Raw genomic sequence first — 20,905 nt, 5'->3', positions numbered from 1 at the left:
AAGATGAAAATTACATTTTACGGTCACGCCAGTTTAGGAATAGAAGTTAACGATGTGAACATTCTTGTCGATCCATTTATTTCGGCTAACGAGAAAGCTTCTCATATCAATGTCGAAGAGTTAAAGGCCGATTATATTTTGGTAACCCATGCGCATCAGGATCACATTCTAGATGTTGAAGCTATTGCTAAACGTACAAATGCTGTTATTATTTCCAATGCTGAAATTGCAACCTATTACCAAAATAAGGGTTTTGAAGCACACCCGATGAATCACGGTGGGCACTGGGATTTTGAATTCGGAACCGTTAAATATGTGGTTGCTTTACATTCATCATCGTTCCCTGATGGGACATATGGAGGGCAACCGGGAGGTTTTGTTATCGAAGGTGAACATAAAAATATTTATATCGCAGGCGATACGGCATTGACTTACGATATGCAGTTAATTCCGTTACGTACCAAGTTAGATTTAGCCATTCTTCCAATTGGAGATAATTTTACAATGGGAGTAGATGATGCTATTACTGCAAGTGATTTTGTGGAGTGCGATAAGGTTTTAGGTTATCATTTCGACACTTTTGGTTATATTGAAATCGATCACGAAGAGGCAAAACGTAAGTTTTTTGATAACGACAAAGATTTAATGTTATTAGAAATAGGTGAAAGTATAGAGTTATAGATGATAAACGCTTCGTACAAAAAATATATTTTAAATTTTAAACAAGCCTCTGGGACGTCCAGAGGCATATTGAAAACCAAGGAGACTTGGTTTCTTATTTTAGACCAAAACGGAAAAACCGGAATAGGAGAATGTGGTGTGTTCAGAGGGTTATCGGCAGACGATAAGCCCGATTATGAAGGCAAACTAAAATGGACTTGCCAGAATATTCATTTAGGATTAGATGATTTACTTTATGAATTAATAGAATACCCAAGTATTCAATTTGGTTTAGAAATGGCTTTGAAATCTTTGGAAAGCCAAGATGGTTTTGAATTATTTCCTTCAAAATTCACTCAAGATCAAGATTCAATTGCCATTAACGGATTAATCTGGATGGGATCTGAAGCTTTTATGAAACAGCAGATAGAGGATAAACTTAAAGCTGGTTTTTCTTGTATTAAAATGAAAATTGGCGCTATCGATTTTCAGTCGGAAGTCGATTTGTTAAAATCTATTCGAAAGGACTTTTCAGCAAAAGATATTGAATTAAGGGTTGATGCTAATGGCGCTTTTTCACCTTTAGAAGCTTTAGAAAAACTAAAAATCTTATCGGACTTAGAACTGCATTCTATCGAGCAACCTATTAAACAGGGTCAGATTGAAGACATGACAAGACTTTGTGAGCAAACGCCATTACCCATCGCTTTAGATGAAGAATTAATAGGTGTTTTTCATGTAACGGATAAAGAGAAATTACTACAAACTATAAAGCCGCAGTACATTATTTTAAAACCAAGTTTAGTTGGTGGTTTTAAAGGTAGCGATGAGTGGATTTCAATAGCTGAAAACCAAAATATAGGCTGGTGGATAACGAGTGCATTGGAAAGCAATATCGGGCTTAACGCCATTGCGCAATACACTTACCAGAAGCAAAGTCCGTTACCTCAGGGTCTGGGAACAGGTGGACTTTTTACTAATAATTTCGATTCGCCTTTACAAGTGATTAATGGTGCGTTGAAATATAATAATTCACTAAATTGGAGTTTTAACATATAAAGGATGTATATAGAACAAGCATTTAAAACCTTACACGATTGGTGGCGTTACATTATAGGTGTATTTATAATTGTATTTGGAGTTTTCATAGGGCAGATACCGTTTACAGCAGCCGTATTGTTGAAGGCTTTTAAAGATGGTGAAAACCCATCGGGATTAGATCAGTCCGCAATGATGAGTTATCTGGAACCAAATCTGAATTTGTTCCTGATGTTACTATCATTTGCAGTTGGTTTAGCAGCATTATTATTAGTTGCAAAATATTTACATAAACAGTCTTTTACAGAATTAACAACGTCAAGAAAACAGATTGATTGGAAACGTTTTTGGTTCATCTTTTTATTCTGGGGAATCATATCAAGTGGATTGGTTGTAGCTGATTATTACATGACGCCAGAGCATTATCAGCTTAATTTTCAGCTTAAACCGTTTGTCGTACTTTGTGTAATAGCGATCATTTTTGTGCCTTTGCAAACTAGTTTTGAAGAGTATATGTTTAGAGGATACTTAATGCAGGGTATTGGTGTGTCTGTAACAACTAAAAAATTCCCAATTATATTAGTTTATATGTTGTTAGTAATACTATGCTATTTAATATTAGCAAGTATATTTTCATTAGGCTTTTTAGGTAAGCTTGTTTTTTTTGTTTTAGCATCAATAATTCTAATATTATTTTTAAACTCTGAATTATCAGAAAGGTTAATAGAACAATCAAGTTATGATGTTTTATATCAGGTGGTAAAAAGAAAATCAACCCCTTTAATAATAACATCCTGTGTTTTCGGATTGCTTCACATAGCTAATCCGGAGGTTGAAAAATTAGGGCCTATGATAATGATCTATTACATTGGTACGGGATTGTTTTTAGGAATTATGACGCTTATGGATGAAGGTATGGAATTGTCGCTTGGCTTTCATGCTGCCAATAATTTATTCACGGCTCTTTTAGTGACAGCGGACTGGACCGCATTCCAAACGCATTCCATATTAAAAGATATGTCCGATCCTTCAGAAACGGCATTGAGCGAAATATTTGTTCCGGTATTTGTAGTCTTTCCAATCATTTTATTTATCCTATCTAAAATTTATAAATGGACGGATTGGAAAGAAAAGCTATTCGGAAAAGTTGAAGAACCAGTATTATTAACATCAGAAATAGATGCCATCGGAAATGATACCAACTTATAAAAATGTACATCTGAAATTTAAGTTTAATGGGTTTCACTATTCAAGTGAATATCTGCTGGAACTCGCATACGATTTTGTTAAGGAAGGCAAATCTTATGAAAGAGAAATTGGTGATTTTTTGTTTCAATGGTTAGATCATAGCGAAACTATAAAGGTTAAAACCTCAGGCTCAACGGGAACACCAAAGGTTGTTGAATTATCGAAACAGGCTATTGTGAATTCTGCTTTAGCTACGGGTGATTTTTTTAAGTTAAATCCAGGTGATGCCGCTTTAATGTGTTTGCCGGCAACTTATATTGCAGGTAAAATGATGCTGGTTAGATCTATAATTCTAGGTTTGGAACTGGATGTTGTGGAGCCTTCTTCTGCTTTAAAATTTGACAGTAATAAGGTCTACGATTTTTGTGCTATGGTTCCTATGCAGTTGGAAAAGGTACTTGATAAAGTTGATAATATTAAAACCCTAATCGTGGGTGGAGCACCGACTTCCAATAATTTAAAAGCCAGTATTCAGGAATTAAAAACGCATGTTTTTGAAACTTATGGTATGACAGAAACGGTGACGCATATCGCTTTAAAACCATTTAATCATACTTCAGTTGCAAAGCCTAATTTTAAACTGTTACCTGGAGTTGCTATTTCTCAGGATGATCGTGATTGTTTGGTGATTGAAGCTCCGAAGTTATGCCAAGAAAAAATTATTACTAACGATATCGTTAAAATTCATTCGAAATCAGAATTTGAATGGTTAGGGCGTTTCGATAATGTGATTAATTCAGGTGGCGTTAAACTTTTTCCGGAGCAAATAGAAGCTAAACTTCAGAATAAAATAAAGGATAGATTTTTTATAACCTCTGAGCCCAACGAAGTTTTAGGAGAACAACTTATTTTGGTCGTAGAAAGTGAAACAAATGATTTGAATTCTGAAGTGTTTTCAGAATTGGATAAATTCGAGACACCTAAAGCTGTATATGCTTTAAAGGAATTTGTAGAAACTTCTTCAGGAAAAATTCAGCGAAAAAAGACATTGCAGTCAATAAAAAAATAAGTTTTCTGTAACGAAAAGTCTCTTTTTAAGACCAATTAGCAACCTTTTATAAATAATTGAAAAAATATTATATGAACTTTATTAAACGCGTGTTATCGACCGTTACAGGCATCTTTGTGTTTTTAGGTATTTGTCTTGGATTACTTATTGTTTTCGGACTAATTTTTGGGTCTTCATCAGAGGAAATTGTAAAAGTAAAACCGAATTCAGTACTCGATTTAAAACTCGATTTTCCTATTAAAGATTATGCTGGTAAAACAGAATTTGAGCATTACGAATTTTTAAATAAAGATGATAAAAACGGGTTATTCAATATTATCGACGCTATTCATTATGCAGCTATCGACGATAATATTAAAGGGATTTCCATCGACAATAATTTTATTAATGCGGGAATTTCTCAAACCAAAGCCATTCGTGATGCTTTAATAAAGTTTAAAGAATCTGGCAAGTTCATTACAGCTTACGCCGATATTTATTCACAAAAAGATTATTACCTGAGTTCTGTTGCCGATACGATTTTTATGAATCCTGCCGGAATGATGGAATTTAAAGGCTTGTCTTCAGAGCAGTTGTATTTTAAAGATTTTCAGGAAAAAACGGGATTGAAAATGGAAGTTGTGCGCTTTGGAAAATATAAAAGTGCCGTAGAACCTTTTCTTGAAAATGAAATGAGTGAAGCCAACAGGGAACAAGTTGAAGTATTTTTAAACTCTATCTGGACTGAAATTAAGTCGGAGATTTCAGAGAGCAGAGGAGTTTCTGCAGAACAATTAAATATTATTGCAGATAGTTTGTTGGCACGTAATGCGCCCTTAGCAAAGCAAGCGAAGCTTATCGATAAAATTGCGTATCATGATGAATATCTGGCGGGTTTAAAAACGGCGGCAGGTACTCAAGCTTCAAAAAAGTTGGAGATGGTTTCCATTTTTGATTATGCAGAACATTCAGCTTCTAATATGTTAACCAATTACAGTAAAGATAAGATTGCTGTTATCTATGCCGAAGGTGAAATTATTTACGGTGAAGGTGACGAAGGCTCGGTTGGGCAAGGCGTCATGACAAAATCATTGGTTGAAGCCAGAAATAATGATAAAATTAAAGCCGTGGTTTTACGTATTAATTCACCAGGAGGAAGTGCCTTGGCAAGTGAGTTAATCTGGCGTGAAATAGAATTGACAAAGAAACTAAAACCTGTTATTGTATCAATGGGTAACGTTGCGGCTTCAGGAGGGTATTATATTGCCTGTAATGCCGATAAAATCATTGCTGAACCAACAACGATTACTGGTAGTATTGGGGTATTCGGTATGTTGCCAAACGGAAACGCTTTAGCAAGTAAAATAGGGATTAATGCCGAACAGGTATCAACAAATCAGAATTCGGTAACCTATAGTTTCTTTGAGCCCTTAAATGACGCGCAGCATGATTTTATTAAAGAAGAAATTATAAGTATTTATGAATTGTTTACTGGCCGTGTGGCCGAAGGTCGTGGTATGGAACAAGATGCAGTGAAAGAGATTGCTCAAGGTCGCGTTTGGACAGGAACAGATGCTTTAAAAATCGGTTTGGTAGATGAATTAGGAGGATTGGATTTAGCACTTAAATATGCAGCTGAAGCAGCAGGCATTTCAGAGTATAATATTAAAGAGTTTCCTATTTATAAGAAAGATTTAGATAAAATCTTAAGACAATTTGGGTTAGCAGAAGCTAAAGAAGATATTATGAAAGAAGAACTTGGTGAAGATGCGTATACCTTATTAAAGCAGGTTAAAACTATGACTCAGCGTAAAGGGATTCAATTGTTAGTACCTTATAGTTTGGATATAAAATAGAGAAATGTGTATTTTCTTTTAAACTAAAAGAGCGACTTAACGGTCGCTCTTTTTTTATTGTTGCATTTTAAAATAATAATCTAAGGAATGTTTTCCAGAACCGTAGAAAAGGAAAAACATACACACTACAAACGTAACAAGAGCCAACATTAAATTTCCGGAACTCATTTCACCGACAAAATTAATGAGTATGGCGCCTATTAAAATTGGTAACTGTCCAATAATTGCCCATCGCGTTAATAACCCAAAAGCTATAAGCATACCGCCAATAAAATGAGCAGGAGCCACATAGTGAACGGCAATCATACCGCCGGCCATGTTCTGCATAGGTTTAAATAATTCGGTAAGCATCATGCTATCAGACATAAAACTAATGCCTTTAATAAACAGAAAGACACCCAGAGCAACACGTAATAAATCCAGAGGCAAATAAGTATGCGCATTGGCCCACTTATTAAGTGTTTTTATTGTATCCATAATTGAAATTTATTGATTTTCAACTAATAAGATACGAAAAATAAAGCATAAAAGCCAATTAAACTTGTATCACTCCCAGGTTAAATGGTTTCTCGATAGGGGCGTGGTTTGCAGCTTCAATACCCATACTAATCCATGTTCTGGTATCTAACGGATTAATAATGGCATCGGTCCAAATACGAGCTGCAGCATAATACGGTGATACCTGAGCATCATATCGCGATTTAATTTCGTTGTAAAGGGCTTCCTCTTTTTCAGGGGTAATGGTTTCTCCTTTCTTTTTAAGCGATGCTGTTTCAATTTGAAGTAATACTTTGGCTGCCGAATTTCCACTCATTACTGCTAATTCCGCACTTGGCCAGGCAACAATTAATCTAGGATCGTATGCTTTACCGCACATAGCATAATTTCCGGCACCATAACTATTTCCCATAATTACCGTGAATTTTGGCACAACAGAATTACTAACGGCATTTACCATTTTAGCACCATCTTTTATAATACCGCCGTGTTCACTTTTGCTACCTACCATAAATCCGGTAACATCCTGTAAAAAGACTAATGGGATTTTCTTTTGGTTACAATTCGCAATAAATCGGGTTGCTTTATCGGCACTGTCGTTATAAATAACACCACCAAACTGCATTTCGCCTTGTTTGGTTTTTACTAGTTTACGCTGATTTGCTACAATACCCACAGCCCAACCATCAATACGAGCGTAGCAGGTAATAATGGATTTTCCGTAACCTGCTTTATATTCATCAAACTCCGAGTTGTCAACCAAACGCTTTATAATTTCATAGGTATCGTATTGATCGGCTCTCGATTTTGGAAGGATACCAAAAATATCGTCCTGGTTTTCTAATGGTTTTTTAGGTTCTGCTCTGTTAAAACCGGCTTTATCGTAATCCCCAATTTTATCAACTATATTTTTTATGGTATCTAAAGCATCTTTATCGTCTTTCGCTTTATAGTCTGTAACACCCGAAATTTCGCAATGTGTTGTAGCACCGCCTAAGGTTTCGTTATCTATGGTTTCTCCAATAGCTGCTTTCACTAAATAGCTTCCAGCTAAAAAGATACTACCTGTTTTATCTACTATTAAAGCTTCATCACTCATAATTGGTAAATAAGCCCCACCAGCCACACAGCTTCCCATAACGGCAGCAATTTGTGTAATGCCCATGCTACTCATAATGGCGTTATTTCTAAATATACGTCCGAAGTGTTCTTTATCTGGAAAAATTTCATCTTGCAATGGTAAATACACGCCAGCACTATCTACCAAATAAATAATAGGTAATCGGTTTTCAATAGCGATTTCCTGAGCCCTTAAATTCTTTTTAGCAGTTATAGGAAACCAGGCTCCGGCTTTCACCGTGGCATCATTAGCAACAACAATACATTGTTTACCTTTTATATAGCCAATTTTAACAACCACTCCTGCAGACGGACAACCACCGTGCTCTTCATACATATCTTCTCCGGCAAAGGCTCCGATTTCAATGGATTTAGCTTTAGCATCCAGTAAATAATCAATACGCTCACGTGCCGTCATTTTACCTTTTTCATGAAGTTTTTCAATGCTTTTCTTTCCGCCGCCTACATGTACTTTGGCCAAACGTTTGTTAAGTTCTGATACTAAAAGTTTATTGTGATCTTCGTTCTTATTGAAGTTTAAATCCATTGATGTGTATTTTGTGGCTAAAATACAAAAGTTTCAAATTATATAAATCTTAATGTTAAGATTGTATTAAAATATATTCCTTAGAATTATATTCCTTGGAAAATAAATTTATTTGTTGTATCTTTGACTAAGATTTAAGATATAAAATATAGTTATGAAAAAAATAATAGCATTTGCAGGTACTAATAGTAAACAATCCATTAATAAAGAATTAGTAATCTATGCCGCAAGTTTAGTTGAAGGTGCTGATGTTACCATTTTAGACTTGAATGATTTTGAATTACCACTTTATGGTGTAGATTACGAACAAGAGCACGGTATTCCTGATAACGCATATAAATTTATTGAATACATTAAAAATTCAGATGGTATTTTGTTATCGTTAGCCGAACATAACGGGGCTTATACAACGGTGTTTAAAAATTTATTTGACTGGATGTCAAGAATTGAAAGCAAAACATTTTTCGATAAACCTATGTTGTTAATGGCAACTTCCCCAGGAGGTCGAGGAGGTGCATCGGTATTAGATGTTGCGAAAAGCAGATTTCCATATCATGATGCCGATATTGTTGAGGTATTTTCTTTGCCGTTTTTCGGAAATAATTTTGCTGAAGGAAAAATCACTAATGAAGATTATAGTGCACAGTTAAAAAATGCAGTAGAGCAGTTTCAAAATAAATTGGTAGAGGCGACTGTATAATAACGAATAAATCCGTAATAATTATGGGAGATTTAGCAAAAGAAATTAACTCGAAATTTATCAATAACAAGCAAAAAGCATTGGTAAATATCATGTACACAGGAAATTGGATTTCAAGCTGTCAGAACGAGTTCTTCAAATCATATGGTATTTCACCGCAACAGTATAATATTTTAAGAATTTTAAGAGGTGCTGGCGAACCGTTAAATGTTCAGGTGATAAAAGACCGAATGATTGAACGCGCACCAAATGCCACCCGATTAATGGATAAATTATGCGCTAAGGAATTTATAGAACGATTGCCTTGCGCTCACGACAGACGTGTAGTGAAAATAGCAATAACCGAAAAGGGATTGAAACTTTTGGCTTCGGTTCCGGATGATTTCAATAAAGATTTAATTAAAAATCTTACTGAAGAAGAAGCAGAACAATTAAGTTTTCTGCTTGATAAAATGAGATAAAAAGAAAGGAAAACAAAAGATGAAAACAATAGTTCATAGATCAGATAGCAGGGGGTATGCCAACCACGGATGGTTGCAGGCAAACCACTCCTTTAGTTTTGCGGGTTTTTATAACCCGGAAAAAGTACATTTTGGAGCCTTACGTGTGTTAAATGATGATATGATTGCACCAAGTATGGGTTTTGGAACACATCCTCACGATAATATGGAAATCATTACCATTCCATTAAAAGGCGTGTTGAAACACAGAGATTCTATGCATAATGAGTGGCAGGCGGTTTTACCGGGAGAAGTTCAGGTAATGTCAGCAGGAACAGGCGTTCAGCATTCTGAAATAAACGGTTCAGCTGAAGAACATTTAGGCTTATTTCAAATCTGGGTCTTTCCAGATAAACAAAATGTAGCGCCACGATACGATCAAAAATCATTTGATGCAACAGAAAGAAAGAACAAATTGCAAACTTTAGTGACTTCCATTGATGAGAATCATGAAGGTAGTTTGAAAATTCATCAGGATGCGGTATTATCTCGAATAGATTTAGATAAAGGCCAAACCTTTAACTATAAATTAAAAAGTGATAAGCACGGTGTTTACGTGATGAATATCTACGGAGAATTTCTTGTTGATGGTAAAACATTAGAAACCAGAGATGCCATAGGTGTTTCGGAAACTTTAGATTTTAATATTGAAGCCAAAGAAGAATCCAGTATTTTATTTATTGAAGTGCCTATGGAATTCTAAAGGTGTTGATTAATAGCAAAAAATCCCAACCAAAATTGTTGGGATTTTTTTATTTATGTCTATTAAGATTATGAATAGCAAGCCTCCAAAGCTTTCTTACGTTTGGTTTGTTTTTGACGTATGGCCATAATAACCAAAGCAATAATGATTCCTGTTCCAGCCATGGTTGCACCTACCCAATCGGCGGCGGTATATCCAAAGCCCATAGCAATAGGTAATCCTGCAAAATAGGCTCCTGACGCATTACCAATATTGAAAGCACTTTGGTTAAGTGACGATCCTAAAGTTTCAGAACCCTTAGAAACTTTAATTATTGCGACTTGAATTGGTGTTGAAATACAAAAGGTTATGGTTCCTATTAAGAAGGTCATCACTAAAACAAGAATTTTATCTGTTGCTAAATAAGTATTTGCAATTAATGCTACTACCATAAGCACTAATGTGATGATAATGGCCTGCATCGGACCAAATTTTTCAGACATTTTAGCGCCAATAAAATTACCGATTACCATACCTAATCCGGCAAGAATCATTGCTAAAGAGACCATTTGGTCAGGATGTCCTGCTACTTCTGTAATTAAAGGAGCAATATAGCTATACCAGGCAAAGAATCCTCCGGTACCAATGGTGGTTAAAAGGATAATTAGCCAAAGTTCAACGCGCTTAAATATTTTAAATTCACTAATAAAGCTATTTTCTGAAGATTGTTTTAATGCCGGCATCCAAAGTTTTACACCCGTGACTGCTAATATACCAACAACACCAACCATAAGGAATGAGATGTTCCAGCTAAAATGCTTTCCTAAATAGGTTCCTAACGGCACTCCTAACAAATTAGCGATGGTTAAGCCGCTAAACATAATAGCAATACCCTGAGCTTCTTTTCCTGGTTTTGACAGCTTTCCGGCAACTACGGCGCCAATACCAAAGAATGCGCCATGAGGTAATCCAGATAGAAATCTTAGAATCAAGAAAGACGTATAGCCTTTAGCAAAAGCCGATAAGGTATTAAATACCGTAAACCATAGCATTAAACCTAACAATACTTTGTTTGCCGGCCATTTACTACCTAACCCAGTTAAAAGGGGAGCACCAACAACCACACCCAAAGCGTAGGCTGATATAAAATGTCCTGCTTGCGGAATACTAATAGAAAAGGCAGAAGCTACATCAGGAAGAATTCCCATAATAACAAATTCTGTAAGTCCGATTCCAAATCCACCAATAGCTAAAGACAATAAGGATTTATTCATAAAAAATGATATTTTAATTTGTTTCTGGCGTAAACCAAGGGACAAAAGTAGTTGTAATTACTGGTGATAAAGCATTGTAAATGGTAAAAAAAATGTTAATTAAAAAGTATTGAATTTAAAGTAGATTCTATTCATTTTAATTAGATATTTCCCTAGGAAAATTAATGTATTCTTAAAAAATAGTTTCCTAGGAAACAAAATAAAGAAATGAAGGATTTATTGATTTGAAAATTAAGCACAAAAGGAGAGAGAATCTATAATTAAAAATAACATAGAAATAATATTAATTTATATGTTTTCCAATTCCTGTTAAAAGTGCGATATTTGTCCTTTAAAATTTTGCGCAAAGGGTTGAAGCGGCATCCTTTTAATTAACAAATTAAAAGATACAGCGTAAAACCTGACCTTGCTTGGCAAGGATGCACCCTAAGACTAAAAAAATAAAATTAATTATGGCAATGAATAAAAATACCGTGTTATCATGGGCAACTTGGATTATGATTTTTGTAGGTTTAAGTTTAATCGCACTTGGTGCTTTTAGATACGATGACGTAGCAGGTTGGGGCTTTGCAGCCGTTGGTATTGGATTTTTTGCAGTTGCTTGGGTTTTTAATGCTTTAAAAGGTAGAGTATAATGAGTGACGACAAGAAAGTTATCTTCTCAATGTCTGGTGTTACCAAGACATTTCAAGGTGCTAATACACCTGTTTTAAAAAACATTTATTTAAGCTTTTTTTACGGAGCTAAAATCGGAATCCTTGGTTTAAATGGTTCTGGTAAGTCGACTTTGCTTAAAATTATTGCTGGATTAGATAAGAATTATCAAGGCGATGTGACCTTTTTACAAGACTATTCAGTAGGTTATTTAGAGCAGGAACCGAAGTTAGATGAGGATAAAACCGTTATGGAAATTGTAAAAGAAGGTGCCGCTGAAACTGTAGCCATTCTTGATGAATACAATAAGATTAACGATATGTTTGGTTTAGAGGAAGTGTATAGCGATCCGGACAAAATGGAAAAGCTAATGAACCGCCAAGCGGCACTTCAAGACCAGATTGATGCTTCTAACGCCTGGGAACTGGACACCAAATTAGAAATCGCTATGGACGCGTTGCGCACGCCAGATGGGGATAAAAAGATTAGTGTACTTTCTGGAGGGGAGCGTCGACGCGTAGCTTTATGTCGTTTATTATTACAGGAACCGGATGTGTTATTACTGGATGAGCCTACCAACCACTTAGATGCTGAGTCGGTACACTGGTTAGAGCAGCATTTAGCGCAATATAAAGGAACCGTAATCGCCGTAACGCACGATAGATACTTTTTAGATAACGTAGCTGGCTGGATTTTAGAGTTAGACAGAGGAGAGGGAATTCCGTGGAAAGGAAACTACTCGTCTTGGTTAGACCAGAAAGCGAAGCGTTTAGCACAAGAAAGTAAATCGGCTTCTAAGCGCCAGAAAACATTAGAGCGTGAGTTGGAGTGGGTACGTCAAGGAGCAAAGGGACGTCAAACCAAACAAAAGGCGCGTTTAAAGAACTACGATAAATTATTAAGTCAGGATCAAAAACAACTGGACGAGAAGTTAGAGATTTATATCCCTAACGGACCACGTTTAGGAACCAATGTTATTGAAGCGGTTGGTGTAAGTAAAGGTTATGATGACAAGTTACTTTACGAAGACTTAAACTTTAACTTACCTCAAGCTGGGATTGTAGGGGTTATTGGTCCGAATGGTGCTGGTAAAACAACCATCTTCAGAATGATTATGGGAGAAGAAACACCAGATAAAGGAGAGTTTAAAGTTGGAGACACGGCTAAGATTGCTTACGTAGACCAAAGTCACTCGAATATAGATCCTGAGAAAACCATCTGGCAAAACTTTAGTGATGAGCAGGAATTGGTTTTAATGGGAGGAAAAGAGGTGAACTCAAGAGCGTATTTAAGTCGTTTTAACTTTTCAGGCGGTGAACAGAATAAGAAAGTGAAGTTGCTTTCAGGTGGAGAGCGAAACCGTTTACATTTAGCGATGACTCTTAAGGAAGAAGGTAACGTATTATTACTGGATGAGCCTACCAACGACCTTGATGTTAATACCTTAAGAGCACTCGAAGAAGGTTTAGAAAACTTTGCTGGATGTGCCGTAGTGATTTCTCACGACCGTTGGTTCTTAGATCGTATTTGTACACATATTTTGGCTTTTGAAGGCGATTCACAAGTGTATTTCTTTGAAGGAAGTTTTAGTGAATACGAAGAAAATAAAAAGAAACGTTTAGGAGGTGATTTAACACCGAAACGTATTAAGTACAAAAAATTGGTTCGCTAATTTAGTAGAGTCATCTGAAATAAAAAAGCCAGCTTTTAGCTGGCTTTTTTATTTATTAAAATTTATTCAATTGGCTTTTTAATTCTTTAATTAGTTTATTTTGTTTGTAAACTTTTATTAAGTTTATTATTAAAAGACATAATATAGTAATAATACCAACGGATAATATACTAATTAATTTTCCCAAATTTGATAAGTGTTTAGTATGTTCTAAAGATTCCGAATTATTTTGAAAGAACAAAAAAATGTAAGTAGCAATATTCTTCATGATAATAAATTATTTGGGGTATTAGTTTAATTGTTGTTATACATATGGCCTTCAGTAAAATCTCTATATTTTTCTTCCTTTCGGGCCATTTCCTCGCTTATTTTGTCGAGGCGTTCATTTTCCTTTTTTAATTTGTATGATTTTCTAATACCTAAAACAAGAAGTATTGAAAAGAATACAACAACTATAACAAGTACAGTTACAATGTCTATTTGGCTTAGTAAAAGCCAAGACGCCGATAGTTTAATAGGTAGCATAGCAGATGCTTTAGAATGATTTAATAGCTAATCAAATATAATATATTTTGTTGATTAAATAATTAAAAATGATGTTGTTAGATTATTTTTTGTAGGAAGTGTATTATTTGTATTTCTTGTGAATCCCTTATTTTTAAAGAGGTTTCAATTATTTAGGCAGATTTTAAAGGCGTGAATTTTTTTTAAAAGTATTATCTTTTCAAAACATTTAGAACCTATTTTAGTAATGAAAGACATTCGTGTAAAGGACATAAATACCCAGTTGTTATCTGATAATTATTATACACTTAATAAATTAACTTTTAAATATTTAATGAGTAACGGTGAGTGGGTTACTCAAATGCGAGAGGTTTACGATCGAGGAGATGGTGCCGGCATTTTGTTGTATAATGCCGAAAAACAAACCGTTATTTTAACCAAACAGTTTAGAATGCCAACCTTTTTAAATGATAACACTGATGGTTATCTGGTAGAAATTTGCGCGGGTATGTTAGATAAGGATAATCCCGAAGCCTGTATTATTAGAGAAACAGAGGAGGAGGTAGGTTACCGATTAAAAGAAGTAAAAAAAGTCTATGAAGCCTATTCATCTCCAGGTGTTATGACAGAGAAAATGCATTTTTTTATTGGAGAATATACCGATGATATGAAAGTGAATGAAGGCGGAGGCTTAGAGAATGAACATGAAGATATCGAAGTGTTGGAATTACCATTTTCCGAGGCCATCGATATGCTGAACTCAGGAAAAATTCATGATACCAGAACCATAGTCTTACTACAATACGCTTTAATACATAAACTTATGGAAGCACAAAACAACTAAAGGTTGTTTTGTGCACTTATAAAGTCTGTTATTAAATAGGTTATAAGTTTTCCAACTTGCGATGCCGTTTCTTCGGTTGGTGCAGCCTCACAAATATGCAAATAACTTGCATTTGGGTTTTCGGCAAAATGGCTAACAAATCGTCTGGCATTGTTTACAGAAAAACCACTGGGGGTCATGGCACTACTAGGTATATTTTCAATAGTATCACAATCTACCTCAATGCCATAAGGGCTTGCTCCAACAAAATCTAAAGCAGTTTTCATGGCAGTTGAAAATTTTACCTTATGCGTCACTTCAATATCTTCAAAGGTTGTGTACTGGATATTATCTAACTTTTTCAGGGTTTTAAATAAAGCTCTTGATGTGTAATTTCTTTGTAATCCGAAAATGCTGTAGTTTTTCAGGAATCCTTCAGAATAGGCATAACTAAAACCGTTCCCGCTGTGTCGACCTTCTTCTGGTCTAAAATCGGAATGCGCATCCATGTTCACCACGTTAATAGGTTTGCCTAAAGCCAAACTTGTTCCTTTTATATTTCCGTAGGCATTATTATGTCCTCCGCCAATAATTATAGGTTTTTTTCCAGCTAAAACAATTTGATTAATTATGTAAGCGACATGGGTATCAATTTCTTTTACAATGTCTCGTGCTTTTATAAAACTTTTCTTCTTATCAGGATTTAAAAGTGATAATTTTTGTAATTCTTCAGAAAAATTTAAATGCCCTAAAATTAAAACGTTTTGAGGCGTTGTAAACTCGTTACTCTGTATGTTTAGCAGGGTTTTTAAGGTAATTTCCCACGTTTTGGAAGTGCCAATTTTACCGTAGTTTGCGAACACTCCTACATCCTCTGGTAAACCAATAATTACGTACTTGACATCCAAACTTTTAAGTTGGTCGTATATATTTGAAATGCTGGTTAAGAGCTTAATCTCCTGACCGAACTTGGATTCACCGGAACGTTTGTTTAATAGTTTATTTAAACTATTTTTATCGAATAAAGAAAGTTTATCCATGTGAGTAAATAAATTTTGAAACGAAATTACATCATTATTTATTTGTGGCATTATAAAAATAAAAAATATTAAACAACGTAGATTTTAATCATTAAAAACAAGCAATTATGGAAAACAACAAAAGCAGTATCGGTCTGAAGGTTGCGTTGGGGATTGCAGTGGTCCTATTTTTAGGCATGGCATTCTATTCAATGAACTTGTATCAAGAAAGTAACAAAGTTCAGCAGGACTTAACTGAGGAAAAACAAAAAGTAATGGATGAGTTAAGCCTAATGGCAAGTCAGTATGACGAAGCCATAGGTGAAAATGAAGTGGCTAACCAAAATTTAATTGAAGCTCGAGCACGTATTCAAGGGTTAATGGATTCACTAAAAATCTCAGAAACCAACGTGAAAAGCTTATGGAGATACAAACAAAAGTATGCGTCTTTACAAAAGGAGATGGATGTGTTGTTAGCACAAAACGATTCGTTAAAAGTGAGCAATGCTTATTTAGCAACGTCTTTAGATAGTACTCGTGTTCGTTTGGAAGAGCGCACGATGTTCAACGATTCGTTATTACTTCAAAATACAGCTTTGGCTGAAGTGGTTTCTAATGCAGCAGTGCTTTCTGCAGTAGATTTAAAAGCTTCAGGAGTAATTGTAAGAACCTCAGGAAAGGTAATTCCAACCGAGCGTGCCGGACGTAGTGATAAAATTAGAGTATGTTTTATTGTAGCTAAAAATAAATTAGTACAAGCTGGAGATCAGGAATTATATATTCAGGTTATCGACCCAAAAAACAATATTATTGGTTTAAACGAGCAAGTACAGTTTGATGAAGTAACTTTAAATTACAGTTTAATTAGTAAGTTTAATTACGAAAATGCAAACTTAAATGTATGTGAATTTATTGCGCCTCGCGGTGATGAGGATTTCGATGAAGGACGCTACATTGTGAATGTTTTTAATGAAAAAGATTTAGTATCTACATCAGAATTTACACTTAAGTAAACGTATATACCCAAGATTATAAAAACCTCAAGTGAAATCTTGAGGTTTTTTCATACAATATTGTTTCGTTTGAAGGAAATTAATTTGCTCTTACTCGAATTTTAATTGAAATGTTGTGATATATGAGCATAACTTTTACATTTGGTATGATACACTGCATTTGTATGACTTAGGAGATTAATAGCAACTCATCCCTTTTTGTTTAATAATGCATCTGTTATTACTAACTAATACCAAATAGGCATTTACTAATGCTTGAAAATTTACTAATAGAATGCAATTAGAAGAAGAAATTCTAAATTCTTTTTCAAATATTTCTAATGAAACATTTGAAGAACTTTTAAAAGTATCGGAGTTAAAAACATTGAAACCAGGGACACAACTGGTTAAAATAAACGAAATTCCTAACAAGGTTTACCTGTTGTTATCAGGTGTTGTTAGGTGTTATATATGTACAGAATCTGGTAAGGAGTTTAATAAAAGCTTTTACCTGTCGAATAGCTTTTTTGGTTCTCTAACGGCTTTAATGAAAAACGAGCCTTCACAATTTGTTTTTGAAACACTTACCGATTGTGAAATTCACGAAGTCGATTTTAAGAAGGTCATGGAACTTGCTGAAACAAATTTGTCTGTTAGTAAATTATATAATAAAGTACTTCAATCGTTTTACGTGTTATATGAAAAGCGTTTGGTGGATTTAATATCGCTTGAAGCTAAAGATAGATATGTAGAATTGCAGAAACAAATTCCTGATGTCGATAAGATTATTCCACAATATCACATAGCTTCCTATCTAGGAATTACACCAGTTCAGTTAAGTCGCATTAGAAAAAAAAGTGAAATCAATTAACATTTGTTAATTGATTGAAAGCTGTTAAGTAATATATTTGGCAGGAATTCCTTTCTTAAGTATACCTAATTAACTAACAAGGAAAGATTAATAGCTAACCAACCAACAAAAAAAATCAGGTCATTTTAATGACCTGATTTTTGTTTTTATAGATTTTGATTTATGGCTTATTTTAAGCTTCCAACCATATCTTCTGGTTTAACCCAAGCGTCGTAATCTTCGGCTGTAACATAGCCTAAATTAACAGCCTCTTCTTTTAAGGTTGTTCCGTTTTTGTGTGCTGTGTTGGCAATTTCAGCAGCTTTATAATATCCGATTTTGGTATTTAAAGCCGTTACAAGCATTAAAGAGTTGTTAAGTAATTTTGTAATCACTTCGTGGTTTGGTTCGATACCAATCGCACAGTTTTCATCGAAACTTACACAAGCATCACCAATTAACTGAGCAGATTGTAAAACATTAGCAGCCATAACTGGTTTAAATACGTTAAGCTCGTAGTGTCCTTGTAAACCACCAACAGAAACTGCTACGTCGTTACCCATAACCTGAGCACAAACCATTGTTAAAGCCTCACATTGAGTAGGGTTTACTTTTCCTGGCATAATAGAACTTCCTGGCTCGTTAGCAGGGATAATAATTTCTCCAATACCACTTCTTGGTCCAGAAGCCATCATTCTAATATCGTTAGCTATTTTGTTTAAAGAAACCGCTAATTGTTTTAAAGCACCGTGTGTTTCAACTAAAGCGTCGTGTGCAGCTAGTGCTTCAAATTTATTAGGAGCCGTAACAAAAGGTAATTTAGTAAACTGAGCAATATATTCGGCAACACGCTTACTGTAACCTTTTGGTGTATTTAACCCAGTACCAACAGCTGTTCCTCCTAAAGCTAATTCACTTAAGTGAGGTAAGGTATTTTCTAAAGCTTTAATTCCGTAGTTTAATTGCGCCACGTAACCAGAAAGCTCTTGTCCTAAGGTTAAAGGCGTCGCATCCATTAAGTGGGTACGACCAATTTTCACAACATTTTTAAAGGCGTCAGATTTTTTTTGAAGTGTATCGCGTAACTGTTTTACACCTGGTAATGTTACTTCTACAATTTTCTTGTAAGCAGCAATATGCATACCTGTAGGGAAGGTATCGTTAGACGATTGTGATTTATTAACGTCGTCGTTTGGCTGGATTGCTTTATCGCCTTCACCAATTACTTTACCTGCTAATTGCTGAGCACGATTAGCGATAACTTCGTTAACATTCATATTACTTTGGGTTCCTGAACCTGTTTGCCAGATAACTAAAGGAAACTGATTGTCGTGTTTTCCTTCTAAAATTTCATCACAAACAGCAGCGATTAAATCGCGCTTTTCAATAGGTAAAACCCCTAATTCACAGTTTGTAAATGCGGCAGCTTTTTTTAGGTAAGCAAATCCGTAAACAATTTCTAAAGGCATAGAAGCAGAAGGCCCTATTTTAAAATTGTTTCTTGAACGCTCGGTTTGTGCGCCCCAAAGTTTATCGGCAGGCACTTTTACCTCGCCCATGGTATCTTTTTCTATTCTAAAACTCATCGTAATAATGATTTAATTAAAGTAACAAAGTTAAGTTTTTTACTAAGTTTTAAGGCATGATAAAAGTTAGTTTTATTATTTTTTTTGAACTTAAAAATTAAAAGTAAATTTTATCACATTAATTCTAGTAAATTGATTAATTTAGTAGGAATTAAATTTTAAAAAAGAAGAATTATGGCAACAATTAGATTAGGAGATACAGCCCCTAATTTTACAGCAAAGTCTACCGAAGGCGATATTAATTTTCATGAATGGTTAGGCGGTAGTTGGGGAATTTTGTTTTCGCATCCAGCCGATTACACTCCTGTTTGTACTACTGAATTAGGTACTGTAGCAAAATATAAAGATGAATTTGCAAAGCGTAACGTTAAAGTAGTAGCTTTAAGTGTTGATGGTTTAGAGTCGCACCAAGGCTGGGTTAATGATATTAACGAAACACAAAATACAACTGTAAATTTTCCGATTATAGCAGATGAAGATCGAAAGGTATCTGAACTTTATGATATGATTCACCCGAATGCCAGTGAAAAATTTACTGTACGTTCGGTTTTTGTAATTGGTGACGATAAAAAAGTAAAACTGATTATAACCTATCCGGCTTCAACAGGAAGAAATTTTGAAGAATTATTACGGGTAATTGATAGTTTACAGTTAACGGCTTACCATAAAGTAGCCACACCAGCCAACTGGAAGAGTGGTGAAGATGTGGTCATCTCTCCGGCGATTACCAATGAGGAAATTCCGAGTTTATTCCCTAAAGGACATAAAGAAATTAAGCCTTATCTAAGGATGACGCCACAACCCAATTTAGATTAACACTTAAATTGTAAAGCATCGACATTAAAAGTTGATGCTTTTTGTTTTTAAGAATTAAATTAATTGGTAATTTTAAGAACATCATTTTATAAAATTTAGCCATGTTATATAGAGTGTATTTTAAGATTGATATTGATGCCGCAAATTCCAAAGTTTGGGACGTGCTTTGGGGAAAAGAAACTTATCCGAAATGGACGAAGATTTTTAGTGAAGATTCTCAGGTAGAAACCGATTGGGAAGAAGGCAGTAAAGCGCTGTTTACAAATGGAGAGGGAAGCGGTATGGTTAGCCGAATTTATAAACGTATTACCAATGAGTTTATGGGAATTGAACATTTAGGTATGCTTGAAAAAGGTGTTGAGTTACCTCCAGATGAAAAAACAAAAGACTGGGTTGGAGCTAAAGAAGATTATACATTAACAGAGGAAAATGGCATAACAACGCTTGAGGTTGGCATGGATTCGGCTGAAGAATATCAATCGTATTTTGAAAAAACATTTCCTAAGGCACTTCAAATAGTAAAAGAATTGTCTGAGAATTTATAGTTAGTCTGTTCAGTAATCTTTTAAAATCTTAAAAACTCTGTTAATAAATTTTAGTTTCATATTGTATTACAAAAAGCTTTATATTATCTTTGCTTCATATTTTTTAAAGACACTTAACAATTATGTTCGATTTTGACCAATATTTAGGATTTTTAGCTTTTTTAACCATCTTAACCATAGGGTTTTGGTTAATGATTTTCTTAATGACCTTTGTTATTCCTTACTGGATTGGAGGCGCTTTAATTGAAAGAATGAAAGAAATTAGAGAAGAGAAAAAAGCTAAGCGTCAAAACGCCTAACATTTTTTTGATAATATATTAATAAAAAAAGGGAA

The 20,905-nt window shown here is 34.7% G+C and carries 22 protein-coding genes; 16 read left to right on the top strand and 6 right to left on the bottom strand.

What is annotated here, in order from left to right; translation table 11 throughout:
- Positions 1-3 precede the first annotated feature (3 nt).
- From NO995_RS10685 to sppA, 5 genes are all read left to right on the top strand, one after another.
- Positions 4-681 carry a metal-dependent hydrolase gene (locus NO995_RS10685; protein ID WP_258227504.1) on the top strand — a complete coding sequence of 226 codons (678 nt, stop codon included), beginning with the start codon at positions 4-6 and terminating at the stop codon, positions 679-681.
- On the top strand, positions 682-1,719 hold the full coding sequence (locus tag NO995_RS10680) for an o-succinylbenzoate synthase (protein WP_258227503.1): 1,038 nt from the start codon (positions 682-684) through the stop codon (positions 1,717-1,719).
- Between the two features lie 3 nt (positions 1,720-1,722).
- Entirely contained in the window at positions 1,723-2,907 is a 1,185-nt protein-coding gene (locus NO995_RS10675; RefSeq protein WP_258227502.1) for a type II CAAX prenyl endopeptidase Rce1 family protein, read from the top strand.
- Positions 2,891-3,955, top strand: coding sequence for an AMP-binding protein (locus tag NO995_RS10670; RefSeq protein WP_258227501.1), 1,065 nt, complete (start codon positions 2,891-2,893; stop codon positions 3,953-3,955). The genes NO995_RS10675 and NO995_RS10670 overlap by 17 nt, the downstream gene beginning before the upstream one ends.
- 71 nt (positions 3,956-4,026) lie before the next feature.
- Positions 4,027-5,790 (top strand): signal peptide peptidase SppA, encoded by a 1,764-nt coding sequence (sppA, locus tag NO995_RS10665; RefSeq protein ID WP_258227500.1) that lies wholly within the window; start codon positions 4,027-4,029, stop codon positions 5,788-5,790.
- A gap of 54 nt (positions 5,791-5,844) precedes the next feature.
- Here the strand turns inward: sppA and NO995_RS10660 are convergent, their stop codons facing one another.
- On the bottom strand, positions 5,845-6,267 hold the full coding sequence (locus tag NO995_RS10660; protein ID WP_258227499.1) for a DoxX family protein: 423 nt from the start codon (positions 6,265-6,267) through the stop codon (positions 5,845-5,847).
- A gap of 58 nt (positions 6,268-6,325) precedes the next feature.
- A complete protein-coding gene (locus NO995_RS10655; RefSeq protein WP_258227498.1) occupies positions 6,326-7,954 on the bottom strand; it encodes an acyl-CoA carboxylase subunit beta in 1,629 nt (542 codons plus the stop codon).
- Between the two features lie 154 nt (positions 7,955-8,108).
- On the opposite strand from NO995_RS10655, the gene NO995_RS10650 reads away from it, so the two are divergent.
- The 3 genes from NO995_RS10650 to NO995_RS10640 are packed head-to-tail and all read left to right on the top strand — an operon-like array spanning position 8,109 to position 9,857.
- A complete protein-coding gene (locus NO995_RS10650; RefSeq protein ID WP_258227497.1) occupies positions 8,109-8,654 on the top strand; it encodes an NADPH-dependent FMN reductase in 546 nt (181 codons plus the stop codon).
- A 23-nt stretch (positions 8,655-8,677) separates the two neighbouring features.
- Positions 8,678-9,115, top strand: coding sequence for a MarR family winged helix-turn-helix transcriptional regulator (locus NO995_RS10645; RefSeq protein WP_240572952.1), 438 nt, complete (start codon positions 8,678-8,680; stop codon positions 9,113-9,115).
- Positions 9,116-9,134: 19 nt separating this feature from the next.
- Positions 9,135-9,857, top strand: a complete 723-nt coding sequence (locus NO995_RS10640; protein ID WP_240572953.1) for a pirin family protein — start codon at positions 9,135-9,137, stop codon at positions 9,855-9,857.
- 68 nt (positions 9,858-9,925) lie between these two features.
- Here the strand turns inward: NO995_RS10640 and NO995_RS10635 are convergent, their stop codons facing one another.
- Entirely contained in the window at positions 9,926-11,110 is a 1,185-nt protein-coding gene (locus NO995_RS10635; RefSeq protein ID WP_258227496.1) for an MFS transporter, read from the bottom strand.
- 452 nt (positions 11,111-11,562) lie between these two features.
- Between NO995_RS10635 and NO995_RS10630 the strand changes: the two genes are divergently transcribed.
- The gene (locus NO995_RS10630; protein ID WP_188215789.1) at positions 11,563-11,745 is read left to right on the top strand and encodes a CAL67264 family membrane protein; all 183 of its coding nucleotides are present in this window, start codon (positions 11,563-11,565) and stop codon (positions 11,743-11,745) included.
- Positions 11,745-13,436: an energy-dependent translational throttle protein EttA gene (ettA, locus tag NO995_RS10625; protein WP_240572955.1), complete on the top strand. Its 1,692-nt coding sequence runs from the start codon at positions 11,745-11,747 to the stop codon at positions 13,434-13,436. The genes NO995_RS10630 and ettA overlap by 1 nt, the downstream gene beginning before the upstream one ends.
- A 294-nt stretch (positions 13,437-13,730) precedes the next feature.
- Here ettA and NO995_RS10620 read toward each other — a convergent pair whose 3' ends face one another.
- Positions 13,731-13,961, bottom strand: coding sequence for a hypothetical protein (locus NO995_RS10620; RefSeq protein WP_258227495.1), 231 nt, complete (start codon positions 13,959-13,961; stop codon positions 13,731-13,733).
- Between the two features lie 226 nt (positions 13,962-14,187).
- Here NO995_RS10620 and NO995_RS10615 point away from each other — a divergent pair, with 226 nt between their 5' ends.
- On the top strand, positions 14,188-14,784 hold the full coding sequence (locus NO995_RS10615) for an NUDIX domain-containing protein (RefSeq protein ID WP_258227494.1): 597 nt from the start codon (positions 14,188-14,190) through the stop codon (positions 14,782-14,784).
- Here NO995_RS10615 and NO995_RS10610 read toward each other — a convergent pair.
- The gene (locus tag NO995_RS10610; RefSeq protein ID WP_258227493.1) at positions 14,781-15,803 is read right to left on the bottom strand and encodes a formimidoylglutamase; all 1,023 of its coding nucleotides are present in this window, start codon (positions 15,801-15,803) and stop codon (positions 14,781-14,783) included. The genes NO995_RS10615 and NO995_RS10610 overlap by 4 nt on opposite strands.
- A gap of 107 nt (positions 15,804-15,910) precedes the next feature.
- Between NO995_RS10610 and NO995_RS10605 the strand changes: the two genes are divergently transcribed.
- Positions 15,911-16,795 carry a chromosome partitioning protein ParA gene (locus tag NO995_RS10605; protein ID WP_240572959.1) on the top strand — a complete coding sequence of 295 codons (885 nt, stop codon included), beginning with the start codon at positions 15,911-15,913 and terminating at the stop codon, positions 16,793-16,795.
- A gap of 274 nt (positions 16,796-17,069) precedes the next feature.
- A complete protein-coding gene (locus NO995_RS10600; protein ID WP_258227492.1) occupies positions 17,070-17,645 on the top strand; it encodes a Crp/Fnr family transcriptional regulator in 576 nt (191 codons plus the stop codon).
- Between the two features lie 167 nt (positions 17,646-17,812).
- Here the strand turns inward: NO995_RS10600 and fumC are convergent, their stop codons facing one another.
- Positions 17,813-19,210 (bottom strand): class II fumarate hydratase, encoded by a 1,398-nt coding sequence (fumC, locus tag NO995_RS10595; protein ID WP_258227491.1) that lies wholly within the window; start codon positions 19,208-19,210, stop codon positions 17,813-17,815.
- 174 nt (positions 19,211-19,384) lie between these two features.
- Between fumC and NO995_RS10590 the strand changes: the two genes are divergently transcribed.
- The 3 genes from NO995_RS10590 to NO995_RS10580 all read left to right on the top strand — a co-directional run bounded on the left by NO995_RS10590 (position 19,385) and on the right by NO995_RS10580 (position 20,870).
- Entirely contained in the window at positions 19,385-20,026 is a 642-nt protein-coding gene (locus tag NO995_RS10590) for a peroxiredoxin (RefSeq protein WP_258227490.1), read from the top strand.
- 101 nt (positions 20,027-20,127) lie between these two features.
- Entirely contained in the window at positions 20,128-20,571 is a 444-nt protein-coding gene (locus tag NO995_RS10585; RefSeq protein ID WP_258227489.1) for an SRPBCC domain-containing protein, read from the top strand.
- A 122-nt stretch (positions 20,572-20,693) separates the two neighbouring features.
- The gene (locus tag NO995_RS10580) at positions 20,694-20,870 is read left to right on the top strand and encodes a hypothetical protein (protein WP_258227488.1); all 177 of its coding nucleotides are present in this window, start codon (positions 20,694-20,696) and stop codon (positions 20,868-20,870) included.
- The last annotated feature ends 35 nt before the right edge of the window (positions 20,871-20,905 follow it).

It is taken from the genome of Aestuariibaculum sp. M13 (genome assembly GCF_024723255.1).
Classification (GTDB): Bacteria; Bacteroidota; Bacteroidia; order Flavobacteriales; family Flavobacteriaceae; genus Aestuariibaculum; species Aestuariibaculum lutulentum.
The sequence above is the reverse complement of the archived record's forward strand: the minus strand, read 5'-3'. Positions and strand labels throughout refer to the sequence as shown.